This is a genomic window from Pantoea sp. Fr-CA_6, from assembly GCF_024520895.1.
In the GTDB taxonomy this organism is placed as follows: domain Bacteria; phylum Pseudomonadota; class Gammaproteobacteria; order Enterobacterales; family Enterobacteriaceae; genus Pantoea; species Pantoea agglomerans.
This window is the reverse complement of record NZ_JALNPO010000001.1, coordinates 84,850-100,785: the sequence shown is the minus strand read 5'-3', so window position 1 is coordinate 100,785 and position 15,936 is coordinate 84,850. Positions and strand designations below refer to the sequence as shown.

19 protein-coding genes are annotated in these 15,936 nt (G+C 54.2%); 7 read left to right on the top strand and 12 right to left on the bottom strand.

What is annotated here, in order from left to right; genetic code table 11:
- Positions 1 to 233: 233 nt before the first annotated feature.
- Both zntB and NR201_RS00490 read right to left on the bottom strand, forming a co-directional pair.
- Positions 234 to 1,217 (bottom strand): zinc transporter ZntB, encoded by a 984-nt coding sequence (gene zntB, locus NR201_RS00495; protein ID WP_010244630.1) that lies wholly within the window; start codon positions 1,215 to 1,217, stop codon positions 234 to 236.
- Positions 1,218 to 1,334: 117 nt separating this feature from the next.
- Positions 1,335 to 2,954, bottom strand: coding sequence for an ABC transporter substrate-binding protein (locus NR201_RS00490; RefSeq protein WP_010670219.1), 1,620 nt, complete (start codon positions 2,952 to 2,954; stop codon positions 1,335 to 1,337).
- Between the two features lie 152 nt (positions 2,955 to 3,106).
- Here NR201_RS00490 and mpaA point away from each other — a divergent pair, with 152 nt between their 5' ends.
- On the top strand, positions 3,107 to 3,814 hold the full coding sequence (gene mpaA, locus NR201_RS00485; protein ID WP_033779111.1) for a murein tripeptide amidase MpaA: 708 nt from the start codon (positions 3,107 to 3,109) through the stop codon (positions 3,812 to 3,814).
- On the opposite strand, the gene ycjG is transcribed toward mpaA, so the two are convergent.
- Positions 3,789 to 4,772, bottom strand: coding sequence for an L-Ala-D/L-Glu epimerase (ycjG, locus tag NR201_RS00480; RefSeq protein WP_256849239.1), 984 nt, complete (start codon positions 4,770 to 4,772; stop codon positions 3,789 to 3,791). The genes mpaA and ycjG overlap by 26 nt on opposite strands.
- Before the next feature lie 146 nt (positions 4,773 to 4,918).
- Between ycjG and tpx the strand changes: the two genes are divergently transcribed.
- Entirely contained in the window at positions 4,919 to 5,422 is a 504-nt protein-coding gene (gene tpx, locus NR201_RS00475) for a thiol peroxidase (RefSeq protein ID WP_010244619.1), read from the top strand.
- A 52-nt stretch (positions 5,423 to 5,474) separates the two neighbouring features.
- Here tpx and tyrR read toward each other — a convergent pair whose 3' ends face one another.
- On the bottom strand, positions 5,475 to 7,040 hold the full coding sequence (gene tyrR / locus NR201_RS00470; protein WP_031591537.1) for a transcriptional regulator TyrR: 1,566 nt from the start codon (positions 7,038 to 7,040) through the stop codon (positions 5,475 to 5,477).
- A gap of 80 nt (positions 7,041 to 7,120) precedes the next feature.
- On the opposite strand from tyrR, the gene NR201_RS00465 reads away from it, so the two are divergent.
- Positions 7,121 to 7,333 (top strand): hypothetical protein, encoded by a 213-nt coding sequence (locus NR201_RS00465; protein ID WP_152931553.1) that lies wholly within the window; start codon positions 7,121 to 7,123, stop codon positions 7,331 to 7,333.
- A gap of 43 nt (positions 7,334 to 7,376) precedes the next feature.
- Here the strand turns inward: NR201_RS00465 and NR201_RS00460 are convergent, their stop codons facing one another.
- The 6 genes from NR201_RS00460 to pspA all read right to left on the bottom strand — a co-directional run bounded on the left by NR201_RS00460 (position 7,377) and on the right by pspA (position 11,398).
- Complete coding sequence (locus tag NR201_RS00460) at positions 7,377 to 8,438, bottom strand: YcjF family protein (RefSeq protein WP_256849238.1); 1,062 nt, start codon at positions 8,436 to 8,438, stop codon at positions 7,377 to 7,379.
- Positions 8,435 to 9,832 (bottom strand): YcjX family protein, encoded by a 1,398-nt coding sequence (locus NR201_RS00455; protein ID WP_010244602.1) that lies wholly within the window; start codon positions 9,830 to 9,832, stop codon positions 8,435 to 8,437. Before NR201_RS00455 ends, NR201_RS00460 begins: the two co-directional genes overlap by 4 nt.
- Positions 9,813 to 10,061, bottom strand: coding sequence for a phage shock protein PspD (gene pspD / locus NR201_RS00450; protein ID WP_010670225.1), 249 nt, complete (start codon positions 10,059 to 10,061; stop codon positions 9,813 to 9,815). Before pspD ends, NR201_RS00455 begins: the two co-directional genes overlap by 20 nt.
- A gap of 61 nt (positions 10,062 to 10,122) precedes the next feature.
- A complete protein-coding gene (gene pspC / locus NR201_RS00445) occupies positions 10,123 to 10,473 on the bottom strand; it encodes an envelope stress response membrane protein PspC (RefSeq protein WP_010244595.1) in 351 nt (116 codons plus the stop codon).
- Positions 10,470 to 10,697 (bottom strand): envelope stress response membrane protein PspB, encoded by a 228-nt coding sequence (gene pspB, locus NR201_RS00440; RefSeq protein WP_010244592.1) that lies wholly within the window; start codon positions 10,695 to 10,697, stop codon positions 10,470 to 10,472. Before pspB ends, pspC begins: the two co-directional genes overlap by 4 nt.
- A 35-nt stretch (positions 10,698 to 10,732) precedes the next feature.
- Complete coding sequence (gene pspA, locus NR201_RS00435; RefSeq protein ID WP_052271819.1) at positions 10,733 to 11,398, bottom strand: phage shock protein PspA; 666 nt, start codon at positions 11,396 to 11,398, stop codon at positions 10,733 to 10,735.
- Between the two features lie 164 nt (positions 11,399 to 11,562).
- On the opposite strand from pspA, the gene pspF reads away from it, so the two are divergent.
- A complete protein-coding gene (pspF, locus tag NR201_RS00430; protein WP_010670227.1) occupies positions 11,563 to 12,564 on the top strand; it encodes a phage shock protein operon transcriptional activator in 1,002 nt (333 codons plus the stop codon).
- A gap of 90 nt (positions 12,565 to 12,654) precedes the next feature.
- Here the strand turns inward: pspF and NR201_RS00425 are convergent, their stop codons facing one another.
- A complete protein-coding gene (locus NR201_RS00425; protein WP_256849237.1) occupies positions 12,655 to 13,890 on the bottom strand; it encodes an MFS transporter in 1,236 nt (411 codons plus the stop codon).
- A gap of 424 nt (positions 13,891 to 14,314) precedes the next feature.
- Between NR201_RS00425 and NR201_RS00420 the strand changes: the two genes are divergently transcribed.
- From NR201_RS00420 to NR201_RS00410, 3 genes are read left to right on the top strand one after another with little or no spacing between them, the layout of a single operon-like run.
- Positions 14,315 to 14,800 (top strand): Hcp family type VI secretion system effector, encoded by a 486-nt coding sequence (locus NR201_RS00420; RefSeq protein WP_033757795.1) that lies wholly within the window; start codon positions 14,315 to 14,317, stop codon positions 14,798 to 14,800.
- A gap of 3 nt (positions 14,801 to 14,803) precedes the next feature.
- Positions 14,804 to 15,220 (top strand): polymorphic toxin type 44 domain-containing protein, encoded by a 417-nt coding sequence (locus tag NR201_RS00415; RefSeq protein ID WP_072101287.1) that lies wholly within the window; start codon positions 14,804 to 14,806, stop codon positions 15,218 to 15,220.
- Positions 15,198 to 15,626 carry a hypothetical protein gene (locus tag NR201_RS00410; protein WP_256849236.1) on the top strand — a complete coding sequence of 143 codons (429 nt, stop codon included), beginning with the start codon at positions 15,198 to 15,200 and terminating at the stop codon, positions 15,624 to 15,626. The genes NR201_RS00415 and NR201_RS00410 overlap by 23 nt, the downstream gene beginning before the upstream one ends.
- Here NR201_RS00410 and NR201_RS00405 read toward each other — a convergent pair.
- Entirely contained in the window at positions 15,587 to 15,790 is a 204-nt protein-coding gene (locus NR201_RS00405; protein WP_089414286.1) for a hypothetical protein, read from the bottom strand. The two genes, NR201_RS00410 and NR201_RS00405, sit on opposite strands and share 40 nt — an antisense overlap.
- Positions 15,791 to 15,936 lie beyond the last annotated feature (146 nt).

The window sequence follows — 15,936 nt, the reverse complement described above, 5'->3', positions numbered from 1 at the left end:
GCGGGCAAAAAAAAAGCCGGCACACGGGCCGGCATGTTTCGAATTAAATGTGCTATGCATTAATTCTAAATTAGGAAGTAAGACAATATGGAGCGCAACGCCCATCGCTTGACGTTGCATTCACCTGCGGGAGAGAGTTTGCGTCAGCAGCGACAATGGGTTCTTGATGTCGATCAGCTTTTGCGTCCTTTACGGGATTTTCAGCGCAGATAACCGATACGCTACGCATAACGCTAGAGCCAGCGCCGCTTGCGCAGGTACCCCGCTACCCCCACGGCCAGTGCCACCAGCAGCAGACAGAAGATAGAGAAACCGTATCGCCATTCGCCGCCCGGAATACCGCCCAGGTTGACGCCAAACAGGCCGGTCAGGAAGGTGGCTGGCAGAAAAATCATCGCCATCAGTGACATGGTATAGGTACGTCGGTTCATCGACTCCGCCATCGCAGAAGCAACCTCATCAGCCAGAATCGCGGTACGCGCCACCCCCGCATCCAGATCATCCAGCCCGCGTCCCAGCCGATCGGCGATTTCCTGCATCCGGCGGCGTTCGGTGTCATCCATCCAGGCCAGTTTTTCACTGGCCAGCCGCGCATAGACATCACGCTGCGGCGCCATATACCGCCGCATCACAATCAGCTGTTTGCGCAGCAGGCCAAGTTCGCCTCGTGCCGGCATCCGCTGGTCAAGCAGCGCATCTTCCAGCTCAATGATTTTGTCATGTAAATCTTCGATAAACTCGCTGGTGTGATCGGTCAGGGCATCACAGATATCGACCAGCCAGCTGCCGCAGTCAATCGGGCCATTACCATTCTGCAAATCCGTGAGGACTTCATCGACGGCAGAAACTTTACGCCGCCGGGTCGAGACGATGAGCTTATCGTTGATAAATACCCGCATCACCACCAGCTGGTCGCGACGCGCATCGCTGTTGTGGTTGACGCTGCGCAGCACGATCATAAAGCCGTCGCCCAGTCGGCTGACGCGTGGACGCATACTGTCGCCCGCTAAGGCGTCACGCACGGCATCAGGGATTTGTGTCGTCGACTGCAGCCATTCCGCGCTCTTACGGTGGGTATAGTTCAGATGGAGCCAGCAGGGCTGCTCACACTGGATGACTTCATCTTCAGCAATCGGGATCATCCCGCCCTTGCCATCCAGCTGGCAGGAAATTATGGCATCTGAAACCTGTAACGCTTTTCCTTCAATTACGTCCACACCGTCGCCTCACTACTAAAATCAATACGATACAGTCTAGCGTGACGGTGTTGAGTTGCAATCTCCGGGCTGTGTAGAAAGATGTCAGAGGGTGGCCGGTTGACCGGCCACCTGCACTTAGTGCTTTTCAATCCACAGTTCGCGACTGTAGGCGACATCTTCAGGGTTAGTGATGGGATAGCCTTTGACCCAGGGTTTAATCAGGCGGCCATTGGTGTACTGATAGATGGGGGCGATCGGGGCCTGCTCAGCCAGGATCTGCTCGGCACGGTTGTAATCGCTGTTACGTACCTGATCGCTGGTCTCCCGGCTGGCTTTGGCGATAACCGCATCATAATCCGCGTTGTTAAAGCGCGCGATGTTGCTGCTGTTGCCCGACGTCAGCAGATTCAGGAAAGTGGAGGGTTCATTGTAGTCACCGACCCACGAGGCGCGGATCACATCGAAGTTTCCGCTGTTACGGCTGTCGATATAGGTTTTCCACTCCTGGTTCTCCAGCGTGACATCCACACCGAGGTTCTTTTTCCACATTGAGGCCACAGCAATCGCAATCTTCTGGTGGCTCTCAGAGGTGTTGTAGAGCAGTTTGAGTTTCAGCGGCTTGCCGGGACCGTAACCGGCAGCAGCGAGCAGCGATTTGGCCTGTGCATTCAGGCTGTTCTGATCGTGCTGTTGCATGAACGTGGGCAGTGGCTTAAAGCCTGCTGTCACATCTGGCGTAAAGTGCCACGCCGGTTTCTCACCGGTTCCCAGCACTTTTTCAGCAATCACTTTCCGGTCGATAGACCAGGAGAGCGCTTTGCGAACCCGCACATCGGCCGTCGGCCCTTTCTGCGTGTTAAACGCGTAGTAATAGGTGCCTAACTGGTCAGGTGTGTAGACCTCTCCGGGCAGAGTTTTCTTCAGTAGCGCATACATGTTTTTCGGGAAGGATTCGGTGATATCAATATCGTTGGATCGATAACGTTTAGTGGCGCTCGACTCTTCATTAATCGGCACAAAAGTCACTTTCGTGAGCACCGAATGGGCATCATCCCAGTAGTGAGGATTACGTGTCAGTACGATTTTTTCGTTCACTACGCGTTCGCTGAGCTGATAGGCCCCGTTGCCCACCAGTTTGCCGGGTGACGTCCAGCTGTCACCCTGTTGCGCAATAATTTTCTGCGGCACCGGGAAAAGCGCCACGTTAGCCACCAGCGCCGGGAACCAAGGCACCGGACGATCCAGCGTCACCTTCAGCTGGTTTTTACTCTGGGCGACCACACCCAGCTTGTCGGGCGTCATTTCGCCTTTGGTAATCGCTGCCGCATTTTGAATACCGCTTAAGCCCGCGAACCAGGCAAAGGCTGAACTGTTTTTTGGATCGACCAGGCGCTGCCAGCTGTAGACAAAATCCTGAGCCGTGACCGGATCACCGTTCGACCAGCGCGCGTTATTACGCAGCGTAAAGACCCAGGTTTTGTTATCACTGCTGCTCCAGCTCTGCGCCACGCCCGGCACGATTTTGCCCTGCGCATCCTGATTGGTCAGCCCTTCAAACAGATCGCGTATCACCTGAATTTCAGGCAGTCCTACCGCTTTAAGCGGATCGAGCGAAGCGGGTTCATCTTTAATATGGCGAACGATCTGCTGCTGTTCAGCCAGCTGTGCGCCAGCGGGTGGATTCGCCGCGATGGCGGGTGTGATGATGCTGCTCAGGCTGATTGCTGCCAGCGTCATGCGAAAGGTCTTGACCATTATCACTCCTTTACCCCAAAGAAGCGCTGCATCAGTCTGTTGCCGATGCAACTTGTGCAGGGCACTTTAGCGCAAATGGCTGACAGATAAATAGCTATTTTCCGCACACGGCTTTTCCGCTACTTTTAGTAAAACCCTTTGAGGAAATAACTATGTCGCCACTCCATCCACGTCCCCTGCGCGGCAAACTGGACGTCCCCTATCAGCAGTATGGCCGCTCAGTGCTGGGTGCGCCGCTGCTCTGGTTTCCGGCGCCGCTGGGCGATCCCGAGAGCGGGTTGATTCTGGCAGGCACTCACGGTGATGAGAATGCGGCCATCGCCACCCTCTCCGCCGCATTACGGACGCTGCCTGATGGAATGCGTCGGCACCACGTGGTGTTAGCGGTCAATCCTGATGGCTGTCAGCTCGGACTGCGCGCGAACGCTAACGGCGTCGATCTCAACCGCAACTTTCCGGCGGCGAACTGGCAGTCAGGCGAGACGGTGTATCGCTGGAACAGCGCTGCCGATGAGCGTGATGTGGCGCTCTCGACCGGGGCTCATCCGGCTTCTGAACCGGAAACCCAGGCGCTCTGCGCGCTGATTCATCAGCTGAAACCACGCTGGATCGTCTCATGGCATGAACCGCTGGGCTGTGTTGACGACCCGCATCAGGCAGAGATTGGTGGTTGGCTGGCCAGCCACACCGGCCTTCCGCGGGTCAGCAGCGTTGGTTATGACACACCAGGCTCATTCGGCAGCTGGTGTAAAGATCTCAGCCTGCCCTGCGTGACCGCTGAAATGCCGGTGATTTCAGTGGATGAAGCCACTGAAACCTACCTGGAGATGATGGTTAATCTGCTGCGCTGGCAGCAATGATCAGCTGACCGTTGCGCACTTTAATCGCCGGTTCTGCATCCACCGCCAGCCAGGTTGGCCCGTCGAGATCGGCAAAGCGGGTCTGCGGCACCAGCGGCAGTGCGGCGCGTATCGCCCGCGAGGTGCAGAGCATGCAGCCGAGCATTACCGCAAAACCCTGCTGCAGAGCCGCATCGGCCAGCGCCAGCGCCTCGGTCAGCCCGCCCGCTTTATCCAGCTTAATGTTGACCATCTCATAACGACCTCGCAGTGCCGCCAGACTTTCGCGGGTGTGACAGCTCTCATCGGCGCAGATCGGTAATGGATGGATAAAGTTCTCCAGCGCCGCATCCTCACCCGCTGGCAGGGGCTGTTCCAGCATCGCCACATTGATGTCCGCCAGCAGCTGACAGCGCGCCGCCAGACCTTCAGCGTGCCAGGATTCATTGGCATCCACAATCAGGGTCGCGTCCGGCACGGCGGCGCGAATCGCCATCAGCCGTTCGGTAATGAAATTATTATCCAGCTTAATCTTCAGTAGTGTTGCCCCATGCTGCCACAGCGCCAGCGCGCTGCTGGCCATCGCCTCGGGAGTATCAATGCTGACGGTCTGCGCGGTCACCACATCCTCAGGTGCGGTTACGCCGCTAAGCTGCCAGAGGCTGCTCTGCTGCTGGTGTGAGGCGAGATCCCACAGTGCGCTGTCAATGGCGTTGCGCGCCGCCCCGGCGGGCAGCGCCTGTTGTAACGCCTCGCGCGTCATGCCCTGTTGCAGCGCGGGCAGCAGCGCGGCGATCTGCGCCAGTACCGACGCCTCGCTTTCACCATAGCGCGCATAAGGCGTCGCTTCGCCAACGCCTTTTACTCCGTCTTCCTCAATTTCAACCACCACCACTTTGACTTCAGTCCGGGTTCCACGGGCAATGACAAACGGCGTATGCAACGGCCAGGCTTCGGGATAACTTTTTACCGTTCTCATTTCCACTCCACAATGTGTGATGCAGTGGCAGACCGCCACGTTAAATTCCACAATTGAACTCGTAAACCCTTAACATTTATGTCATAAACAACGGCTATCTTTAGCCGTTTTGTGTCAGATCTTTTTTATCATTAAAAGGAATCACTATGTCTCAGACTGTTCATTTTCAGGGTAATGCCGTACCGGTTGCTGGTCAGTTTCCTCAGGCTGGCGATAAAGCCAAAGCTTTCACGCTGGTAGCGAAAAACCTGGTCAACGTCGCGCTCTCTGAGTATGCAGGAAAACGCAAAATTCTGAACATTTTCCCGAGCGTAGATACCGGTGTCTGTGCTTCATCGGTGCGCAAGTTCAATCAGGCTGCAAGCGAACTGAATAACACCGTGGTGTTATGCATCTCTGCCGATCTGCCGTTTGCCCAGTCGCGCTTCTGTGGCGCAGAAAACCTGAACAACGTGGTGACGTTGTCGACCCTGCGCGGCTCAGAGTTTAAATATGATTATGGCGTGGAAATTGCCGATGGTGCGCTGGAAGGTCTGACCGCACGTGCCGTAATTGTGCTGGATGAGAACGATAAAGTGATCTACAGCCAGCTGGTTGATGAAATCACCACTGAGCCTGATTATGACGCTGCGCTGACCGCGCTGAAATAATAAAAAAAGCGGATAACCAGGTTATCCGCTTCCCATCTCTTCTGTTTGCCGTTTATTCGCTTTCGGTGCGCTTCTGCCCCAGACCATACTCCCGCAATTTATTCGCAATCGCCGTATGCGACACACCAAGCCGTTTTGCCAGTTTTCGGGTGCTGGGATAGGAGAGATAGAGCCGCGTCAGAATCGACCGTTCGAAACGACTGGTGATCTGATCCAGCGTCCCTTCCAGTGCCTCATCGCCCAGTGACACATCCAGTGCCTGTTCAGGCAACACGATATCCTGCGGACGCAGTTCGTAACCTTCCAGTTGGGTTAACGCCCGATAAAGCGCATTTTTCAGCTGACGCACATTGCCAGGCCAGGCGTAGCGGGTCAGAAAAGCGTTAAGTTGCGGCGAGAGTCGCGGACGCGCCATCCCCTGCTCATCCGCAAAGCGGGCAACAAACATCTCGGTCAGCGGCAGAATATCCTGCGGACGATCGCGCAGAGGCGGCAGTTGCAGCGTCAGCACATTGAGTCGGTAAAAGAGATCCTCGCGGAATTCTCCACGCTGCACCAGCTCAATCAGGTTTTTCTGCGTAGCGCAGATTACCCGCACATTGACATGCACTTCATGCTCTTCACCGACGCGGCGGAAGGTGCCATCATTGAGAAAACGCAGCAGCTTGGTCTGCATTCTCGGCGACATCTCACCAATCTCATCCAGCAGCACAGAGCCGCCGTTAGCCTGCTCAAAAAAGCCCTTCTTACCTTCCAGCGCATTCGGATAGGCTCCGGCGGCATGACCAAACAGCTCGCTTTCAGCGACGTCATCTGGAAGTGAGGCACAGTTGAGCGCCAAAAAGGGATTCTTACCGCGGGCACTGCGCAGATGGCAGGCACGTGCCAGCATATCTTTCCCGGTGCCGGTGTCGCCAACAATCAGTAAAGGTGCATCAAGCATCGCCAGTTTACGCGCCTGATCCACCACCTGACGCATCTTCGGCGTGACAGCAATGATATGGTCAAACTCCGATTCATCGGTGACCACCAGATTCTGCAACTGACGACCCATGCGGGCTGTCGACTTCAGCATCACCATCGCCCCCACCGGCCTGTCATTCTGGCCCTCTTCGCCCGGCAGATAAATAGGACGCGCCTCCATCAGAAAATCGCGGCCCTCAATGACCACATGCTGCGCCTGCGCTTCAACCCGATCGCTCTCCAGCCAGCGCATGAAGTTGAAGCCGTTAATCAGATTACCGGCGCTGAAGTTGCGCATCTTCTCTTCATCAAGATTAAACAGGTTCTGTGCGGCCGGATTAGCCAGTTCAACCTTGCTTTTCAGATCGATGGAGAAAACCGGATCCGGCATCGCCACCAGCAGGGCGCTCAGCGCACGATGCTCGCGTTCAGAGGGCATGTACGCTACCGTGCGCACATCTGTTACGCCCGGTGTACGCCGGATTTCCGCCATCAGATTGCTGAAGGCGTCAAATTCCAGTGCAGAAAAGTTCAGGTAGATGCGGCCCAGCGCCGTGATTTCGATACCGCGTAAATCAATGTTGCGTGCCACCAGCAGATCGAGCAGTTCACGCGTCAGACCGAGTCGGTCCTGACAGAACACTTCCAGACGCATTGCGTTCGCCTTAATCAGGTTCAGATAAGACAATAATACGCTAAGTCGCGCACCTGCAGAAAGGGATCTGTCAGGAAAAGTTGACAGCTCCGGCGCGTATGGCGGACTTTTGTACTGCCGGAGAAAATCCTGATGAGTGGTCACAAATGTTTGCCGGGATGGCGCATTTTATCAGGGAGAAAAATGGAATGGCCTACACGCTGCCAGCGGATCCAGTGATCACTGATGAGTCGGGCTGTCGGGGTGAGTGTCTGGTCATCGACTCCCGACAGGTGCTGCGCCAGCCACACTGAAGAATAAAGGCGGCAATGCCGCCTTTAATTTGTCACGAGAGCGTCAGGCTGACTTATTGCCGCCCTTCTGCAACGCCTCTTTCAACTGGCCCAGCAGCTCACGACGGAAATCGCCGAGCCGTGGTTTATCCTGCTCCAGCCACGGCAGTGGACGGCACAGCTCCATCGCTTTGATGCCCAGCCTTGCAGTCAGCAAACCCGCGCCAATACCCTGCGCGGCGCGCGTGGAAAGCCGGGCGGCGATATCCTGCGACATCCAGTCCATTCCCACTTCCCGCACCAGTTCGGAAGCCCCGGCAAAGGCCATGTTGAGCAGCACCAGACGGAACAGCCGGATGCGGCTGAAGTAGCCCAGCTCAATGCCGTAAATAGCCGCAATGCGATTGACCAGCCGCAGATTACGCCAGGCGATAAACGCCATATCCACGAGCGCCAGCGGGCTGACCGCAATCATCAGCGTGGCTTCAGCAGCATGACGGCTGATTTCGCGCCGCGCCTGCCGATCCAGCACCGGCTGCACCAGTTGCGCATATAAGCGGACAATTTCACTGTCATTGTGGGTTTCGTGCAGCGAGGCATGCCAGCGCTGCAGGGCCGGATGCGCCTGATCCAGCTCTGCCTGCTGCGCCAGTTTTTCGCAGAATGCCCGACCTTTGCCGATGCCATGACTGTGCAGCAACTCACGGCCCACATCCCGCTCCTCGGCGCGCTGACGCAGCTGATAGAGACGACGCCACTCGGTGGTCAGCGCGCCCACACCCGCCAGGACGATCAGACCACCCGCCACGCCGCTGCCCAGTGAAAACCAGTCGCGGGCCAGCCAGGCGTCATGTGTCCACTGGACACCCTGCGCAATCACGCTGACGCCAAACAGCAGCACGCCAGCGGTCACCAGTTTGCGCCACAGGCTGCGCTTAGGTTTCAGCGCAGCTTCCACCGCCCGTTCACCTGCGCCCTCCTCTTCGACAGCGACTTCTTCATCCTGCACCGCCAGAAACGCCGCCTGCGCTTCCGCTTCAAAAGTCTGCGCCGGGCGCAGCGGCGTGGTGCTGCTCTGATCCAGCGGACGGGCAAAATCGATACGCGGCTTCAGCGGATCACTCATCGCAATTTATCTCCCAATAAAAATTCCAGCGCGGCATCCATGCGGATATGTGGCAGCGGGCGATCGACGTCAAGCTGCTGCGGCCGGAACTGTTCAAACTGAAAACCCTGCTGCTGCCAGAAGGCATTACCAGGCAGACGCGGCGGGACTTCACCCGGATAGACGGTGAGCGGCTCACCATCATCCAGCCGGTTTCCGCGCAGGGCCGGGATCTTCTCGCCCCGGTGATCGACCAGCCCGCTCTGCGTCGCCTGCACCGACGCCAGCCCGATGCAATCCATGCTAATCCCCTCAAACGCCGCGTTCTGCCAGGCATCCTGCACCAGCTGCTGCAACAGTGACACCATATTGCCGTGCTGATCGCTGGTGATGTGATCGGCCTTGGTGGCGGCAAACAGCAATTTGTCGATTACCGGTGAAAAGAGCCGACGAAACAGGGTTCGCTGACCGTAATGAAAACTCTGCATCAGCTGCGTCAGTGCCAGCCGCATATCGTTAAACGCCTGGGGTCCGCTGTTAAGTGGTTGCAGGCAGTCAACCAGCACAATCTGGCGGTCAAAACGCAGGAAATGATTTTTATAGAAACCTTTCACCACATGCTGACAGTAGTAGTTAAACCGCTGCTGCAGCATGCTGAAGTTACTGCCCTTGTCCGCCTGTGCCAGCTTAGTGAGTTGCGCTTCATCAGCCGTCGGCCAGGGGAAGAACTGCAGCGCGGGGGCGCCTGCCATATCGCCAGGCAGCACGAAGCGACCGGGCTGAATAAAGTGTAAGCCTTCAGATTTGCAGCGATGCAGATAGTCGGTCCAGGCAGCGGCAATCTCTGCCAGCTGAGTTTCATCGGCGGGTGCAAGCGGGTCGAGTTTTTCGCAGAGGGTTCGCCATGGCTTTGCCCACTCAGCACGATCGCCCTGCAGCAGACCGTTCATCTGCCGGGACCAGGCGAGATAATCCTGCGCCAGCATCGGCAGATCCAGCAGCCATTCGCCGGGATAGTCGACAATCTCCAGATAGAGTGTCGCGGTCTCTTTCAGGTGACGCAGCAGCGAATCATTGGGACGATAACGCAGCGCCAGGCGCATTTCGCTGACGCCGCGTGTGGGTGTGGGCCAGGCAGGCGGCGTGCTGTAGAGCTGTGCCAGCCCTTCGTCATAGGTGAAACGGGCCGTGCCCATGTCACGCTGGGGTACCCGCTTTACGCCTAGCAGGCGCTCATCCCGCACCACGGAAAACAGCGGCAAACGCGCGCCGCTGTGAACGGTTAAAAGCTGATTAACCAGTGAGGTGATGAAGGCGGTTTTACCGCTGCGGCTTAATCCGGTTACCGCCAGCCGCAGGTGGCGATCAACGCCACGGTTCATCAACGCCATCAATTCAGTTTGCAGTCTTTTCATCTTTCTCCCTGATGAAGCGCGATGCCACCCGGTTCATCACGCGTTTCAGCAATGGCTCAAGCGCCACAGCCAGCAGCAGACGTAACGGGCGTCGCGCTACCGATTTCACTGCCCAGCCAGTGACACCGGCGGGACCGTAGGTAACAGCATTAATAATGATGAATTTAGCGGCCGACTTCAATGCAGGTGCCGCGCGGTGACGAAAAGCAGTGGATCGCGAAAAAGACATCAACACCTCCATTGAGTAAGCGAACGGGCCTGAGACAGGCCCGGCAATAACAGTAGCAGAATCAAATCTGGCGGAAGCGGCTGCGCACGCTGAAGGTTTCAGACGTCACATAGCGTTCCAGGTCGCGCACGCTGCGCTCATCCCGTTGCAGGGTGCTCTCCAGCTGATCCAGCAGTTCACTGGCGCTGGGCTGGCGCTCAGTCTGGGAGGCAGAGGCGGGTTTCACATCCAGTACAAAACCCAGCACAAAGTAGGCGATCACCGTAAAGAGAAACAGGCCAAAGAACAGTGATAACACCACGATGACACGCAGCAGACGAACCGGGATATCGAGATACTCTGCCAGGCCTGCGCAGACACCCATAAATTTCCCTTCATCTGGCTTGCGCCACAACTTGCGTCCTTTAATCATGGCTGCCTCCAGTTTGGATGTTCTGCGTCCAGAATCGCTTCCAGCGCGTCAATACGTTCGCGCATCCGCTGCGCGTCCTGGGTCACGCGCTGCAGGCGCTGGATTTCGCTTTGCGACAGTTCCGAACCGCCGTTGCGTTTGTTGTTGTAATGCAGCCATAACCAGATCGGTGCGACAAACAACACGAAGATCGTTAACGGTATGGCGAAAAAAAGTGCGCTCATTGACTCTCCTTAATCACTTATCGCAACGTCGATGATTACTCACTGCGGTTCATTTTGGCTTTCAGCGCATTAAGCTGCTCGCTGATTTCATCGTCCGCTTTCAGGTCAGTAAACTCCTGGTTCAGCGTCTTTGGTTTACCAAAACCGTGGCTTTCTGCTTCCGCTTCCATATGGTCGATGCGACGTTCAAAAGATTCAAACCGGGCCATTGCTTCATCGATCTTACCGCTGTCCAGCTGACGACGAACATCGCGTGATGAAGAGGCCGCCTGATGACGCAGCGTCAACGCCTGCTGGCGGGCACGTGTCTCACTCAGTTTTTTCTCCAGCTCGCTGATTTCGCCTTTCATGCGCTCCAGCGTCTCTTCAACATGACCCACTTCCTGTTTCAGGGAGGCGATAAGATCGGTCAGTTTCTGTTTTTCAATCAGCGCCGAACGGGCCAGATCATCTTTATCTTTGCGCAGCGCAAGCTCCGCTTTTTCCTGCCACTCAGCCTGCTGAATCTCCGCCTGCTCAATACGGCGTGACAACTGTTTCTTTTCAGCCAGTGCTCGTGCAGAGGTGGAGCGTACTTCAACTAAGGTGTCTTCCATTTCCTGAATCATCAGCCGGACCAGTTTCTGCGGATCTTCCGCACGCTCCAGCAGGGAATTAATGTTGGCATTAACGATGTCGGCGAAACGAGAAAAAATACCCATAATGATGTTCCTCTTTTAATGTTTTAAAACGTGAAGCCCTGCTGAGTTTATACAAAATGCGTGCCAATTTTATAATTTATTGATTTTTATCATATTTTAAATTTTACAGCCCTTCCCGCTTGTTTTAAGATAGTCAAAATGATTAAGGGGTGGCGAAATTCATCATGACAGGCACTAGCGATAATCTCCTGGGGGAGTCGAACAATTTTCTTGAGGTGCTGGAGCAGGTTTCCAAACTGGCTCCCCTTGAGAAACCGGTACTGGTGATTGGCGAGCGTGGAACGGGCAAAGAGCTGATCGCCAGCCGACTGCACTATCTCTCTGACCGCTGGCAGGGGCCGTTTATCTCGCTGAACTGTGCCGCGCTGAATGAAAATCTGCTCGATTCTGAACTGTTTGGTCATGAGGCTGGCGCCTTTACCGGCGCGCAGAAGCGCCATCTTGGCCGTTTTGAACGTGCTGACGGCGGCACGCTGTTCCTGGATGAGCTGGCAACGGCACCGATGCTGGTTCAGGAAAAGCTGCTCAGGGTAATTGAATATGGACAGCTGGAGCGGGTCGGCGGCAATCACTCCCTGCAGGTAAATGTGCGACTGGTCTGTGCGACCAACGAAGACCTGCCCGCGCTGGCGGCGGCGGGAAAATTCCGCGCCGATTTGCTGGATCGTCTGGCCTTTGATGTGGTGCAGTTACCGCCACTGCGCGAACGACGCAGCGATATACTGGTGATGGCCGATCATTTCGCTATCCAGATGTGTCGCGAGCTCGGCCTGTTACTTTTTCCCGGCTTTACCCCACGGGCACAGCAGGCTCTGCTTGATTACCACTGGCCCGGCAACGTTCGCGAACTTAAAAATGTGGTGGAGCGCTCGGTCTATCGTCATAACAGCAGCGAGCAGCCGCTGGATAATGTGATTATCAACCCGTTTGCTTCACGCCCTGAACCAATTGCTGTCATCCGGACCAGTCAGGAGGCGGATAGCAGCGCGCTGCCTGCCCTGCCGCTGGATCTGCGTCAATGGCAGAATCAGCAGGAGCGGGATCTGGTGGAAGCCAGCCTGCAACAGGCACGTTATAACCAACGCCGTGCGGCTGGCTTATTAGGCGTCACCTATCATCAGTTGCGCGCAATGATGAAGAAGCACGATATAAAAGCAGAGAGTTAATTAACGCCGCCCCAACCTATGATTTTTCTCTGCTTTGTGAATTAACAACCCGGTATAAACCGGGCTGTTTCACGTTGAGCCACCTATCCATTATGTGTTGTGCGACTTAGTCCCCATTTTTTCAGGTTGCCTGATGGCAGGAACCAGACCGACGCCAGCGGTAGCCATCACCACGGCCAGTGCTGACATCAGCAATACAGCACTCATACCAAAGTGTGTTGCCAGCGGACCCGCGACCAGTTGTCCAAAGGGAATGGCGATAAAGGAACCCATCGCATCATAAGCGTACACGCGAGCCAGCTTATCCGGTGGGATATGAGTCTGTAATGATTGCGCCCAGGTTACGCCGAACAGGCCCAATGACATGCCAGCAATGAAGAACCCTACTATCAGCAGTGCTGCTGACGCATTCTGGCTCAGCATAAATATTGGGAGTGCGTAAAGACCTGCCAGCATCGCGCCAATCAGAAGGTCACGACGTGGATGCCATTTCATGGCCAGAAATGAACCTGCAATTAAACCCGCGCTATGGGCAGCCACAATAATTCCCCATCGCGCCCGTCCGAAAGAGGCGTCGGCAATCATCGGGCCAAGTACCACCACAATGCCATTGAACGCGACGTTGATAATGGCGAACTGAAGGACTATCGACCAAATCCAGCTTCGTCCGGCGAACTCTGCCCATCCCTCTTTGATATCGCGCAGGATATTGCCTTGCGATGCCGCGGCTTTACTCGATTTCACGCGGATCAGGAAATAGAGCGGCGCGGAAACGGCAAAACCCAGCGCATCAATTGCCAGCCCCCAGCCCGGCCCGACAGCGCTGGTGATAATTCCCCCCATCGATGCCCCCATTACCGTACCGCCATAAATACCCAGCTGAATTAACGCGTTAGCCTGACGCAAATCCGTTGCAGGAACTACCTGCGGAACCAGCGCAGACGATGCAGGCAGTGCGATGCCTGCCGCCGCACCATTCAGGGCACCCAGCAAAGTCAGGCTAATGACAGTGGCTGAGCCATCAAGCACAGACCAGGCGACGATAGCCTGAGAAACAGCGGCAACTACTGCCGATGAAACTAATACCCGACTGCGTGAGTAGCGATCGGCGACAACACCGCCCACCAGCAGGAAAAGCACGTTACACAGTGAACGGGACGCAACCACTATCCCTAAATCAGAAGCAGACCCGCCAATATCCAGTACCGCAAAAGCTAGCGCAATGGGTGCAATCCCATTGCCCAGCACGGTGAACAGGCGTCCAAAAAAGAGATAGCGAAAGGATGTATGCTGAAAAGCCTGAACGTTTTTTTGGAATTTATTCATTGCCAGGAAGTGGGTGACCAGAAGATGAGCTTATAGTACCTGCGTTTTTGTAAAAGTTAAGCGCGATATTACACTTTCCAGCGTCAGATACATCGAATGCATGCGGATATAAACACAATCTATAATTCAAGGGATTACATGATTTACTCTTCTGAGTTTGAATCTTAACTAAATTAATGATACCAATACCCATTAATAGTTGAAGTGGCTTTTTAATCAGATTTACAGAAATTAATTGAATAATCCATTTCGCACTACATAACCATGGTGTGGAAAGACCCCAGCCATTACATATGAAATTATTAAATATTGATCTTTATCATTATGCCTTCGATTTTTTTAATATGCACTTGAGGTTTATGCGAAGCCAGCATTAACTATCCTCCAAAAGGAATATAACTTAACCCATTAAAGGATTTTTAATATGGCTATTCCAGCATATCTTTGGCTGAAAGATGATGGTGGTGCGAGCATCAATGGTTCAGTAGATGTTAAAGACCGAGAGGGAAGTATTGAAGTTACGGGTTTTTCTCATAACTTAAGACTGCCGACTGATTCTATGACAGGCAAGCCCACAGGGACAAGAAAACATGCACCCATCATCGTTCAAAAAGAATTCGATTCATCTTCGCCCTACCTTTATAAAGCAGTGGCAACTGGACAAACATTAAGGTCAGCCGAGTTCAGATGGTACAATATCAACTACGCAGGTCAGGAAGAAGAATACTTCAACATACTACTTGAAAATGTCAGAATTGTCGGTATTTCGCCTATTATGCATGACACTAAAGACCCTGAAAAAGAAAAACATAATCATCTTGAATGCGTTGAGTTTGCTTACGAGAAAATAACCTGGAAGCATTGTGATGGTAACATTATTTTTTCAGATAGCTGGAATGAAAAGGCATAAATCATGAGATATCCTGCCTTAGCGGCATCTCCCTCTCCTCCTTATGATATTCTATCATTTACTCCAGCTGGAGTTTCGTTGATAAACAATATGATGGTTGCACGTTTTCACAGGGGACCCTCAGCCCTGACATATGTCTGGTTTTATAACCAGGTTAAAGGACATGGCCCATGGGATTATAAATTTCAACATGGGAGCCAATATGAACATTTTGGTAATTTTCATTATGGTGCTGTGGGGCATGCCGCTGGAATAAAAGACGCTGTTCTTCTTCGCGCAGCCGGTTGGGCGCAAAACCGGGCCGGAACCCGCAGAGAGGAATTTGATGTCTGGTATGGCGCAGCGCCTTTTGGAGATGACCCTGACGATCAATACTGGATAAGAGCAGGGATAGATTATGCAAAACGTTCCGGTTTTTAAAAAGCGCACGCTGGTTCTGATGCTGATGCTGATGACTATTGTCTTTGCAGGCTGGCGACTTTCGCAGATATCACCGCTTGAACAGTCGATCATCAGGAAAGTTAACGTCAGCAGCCGGATTAACCTTTACATCACCGAAGCCAGTGCGGGTGCCACAACTGCCTTCTCATACCGTTTTTATCTTTATGATGCATCCCGAAGCGATGAATCTTTTAAAGAAAGTCTGAACGACGACCTAAAGCCTTTCCTGATCACCTCAGATGGTGGCGTCTTTCCTCGGGTTCGTGATAAGGCGGTATATTTGACGATAAACGGCGAGATTTTCGCTTTCCACAATTTGCCTGGTATTCGCATCAACGAGGAGCCCTATTCCGTCCCGGTCTTCCTCACCGCTTCACCACTTTGATCCCCTTTGCTTGCAATCCCTTCCCCGTCCAGGCAGACATGCCACTCTGCAAAAGCCAAAAAAAAGCCCGCCAACAGGCGGGCAACGATACTGGAAGCAATGTGAGCAATGTCGTGCTCTTCTACGGCAGAGCCACCGTCGAAGCGCAGATGAATAATAATCATTCTTATTATCATCTGTAAACAAGTTATTGAGAATTTTTCTCATTACCACACCTTCTGTGCGCTCTTTTTACCGCCGCGATGATGAAAATCAGTCTGCCAGCGGTTGCAGGTTTTGGGACAATGCCCGCTTTGCGATACACTCTGTT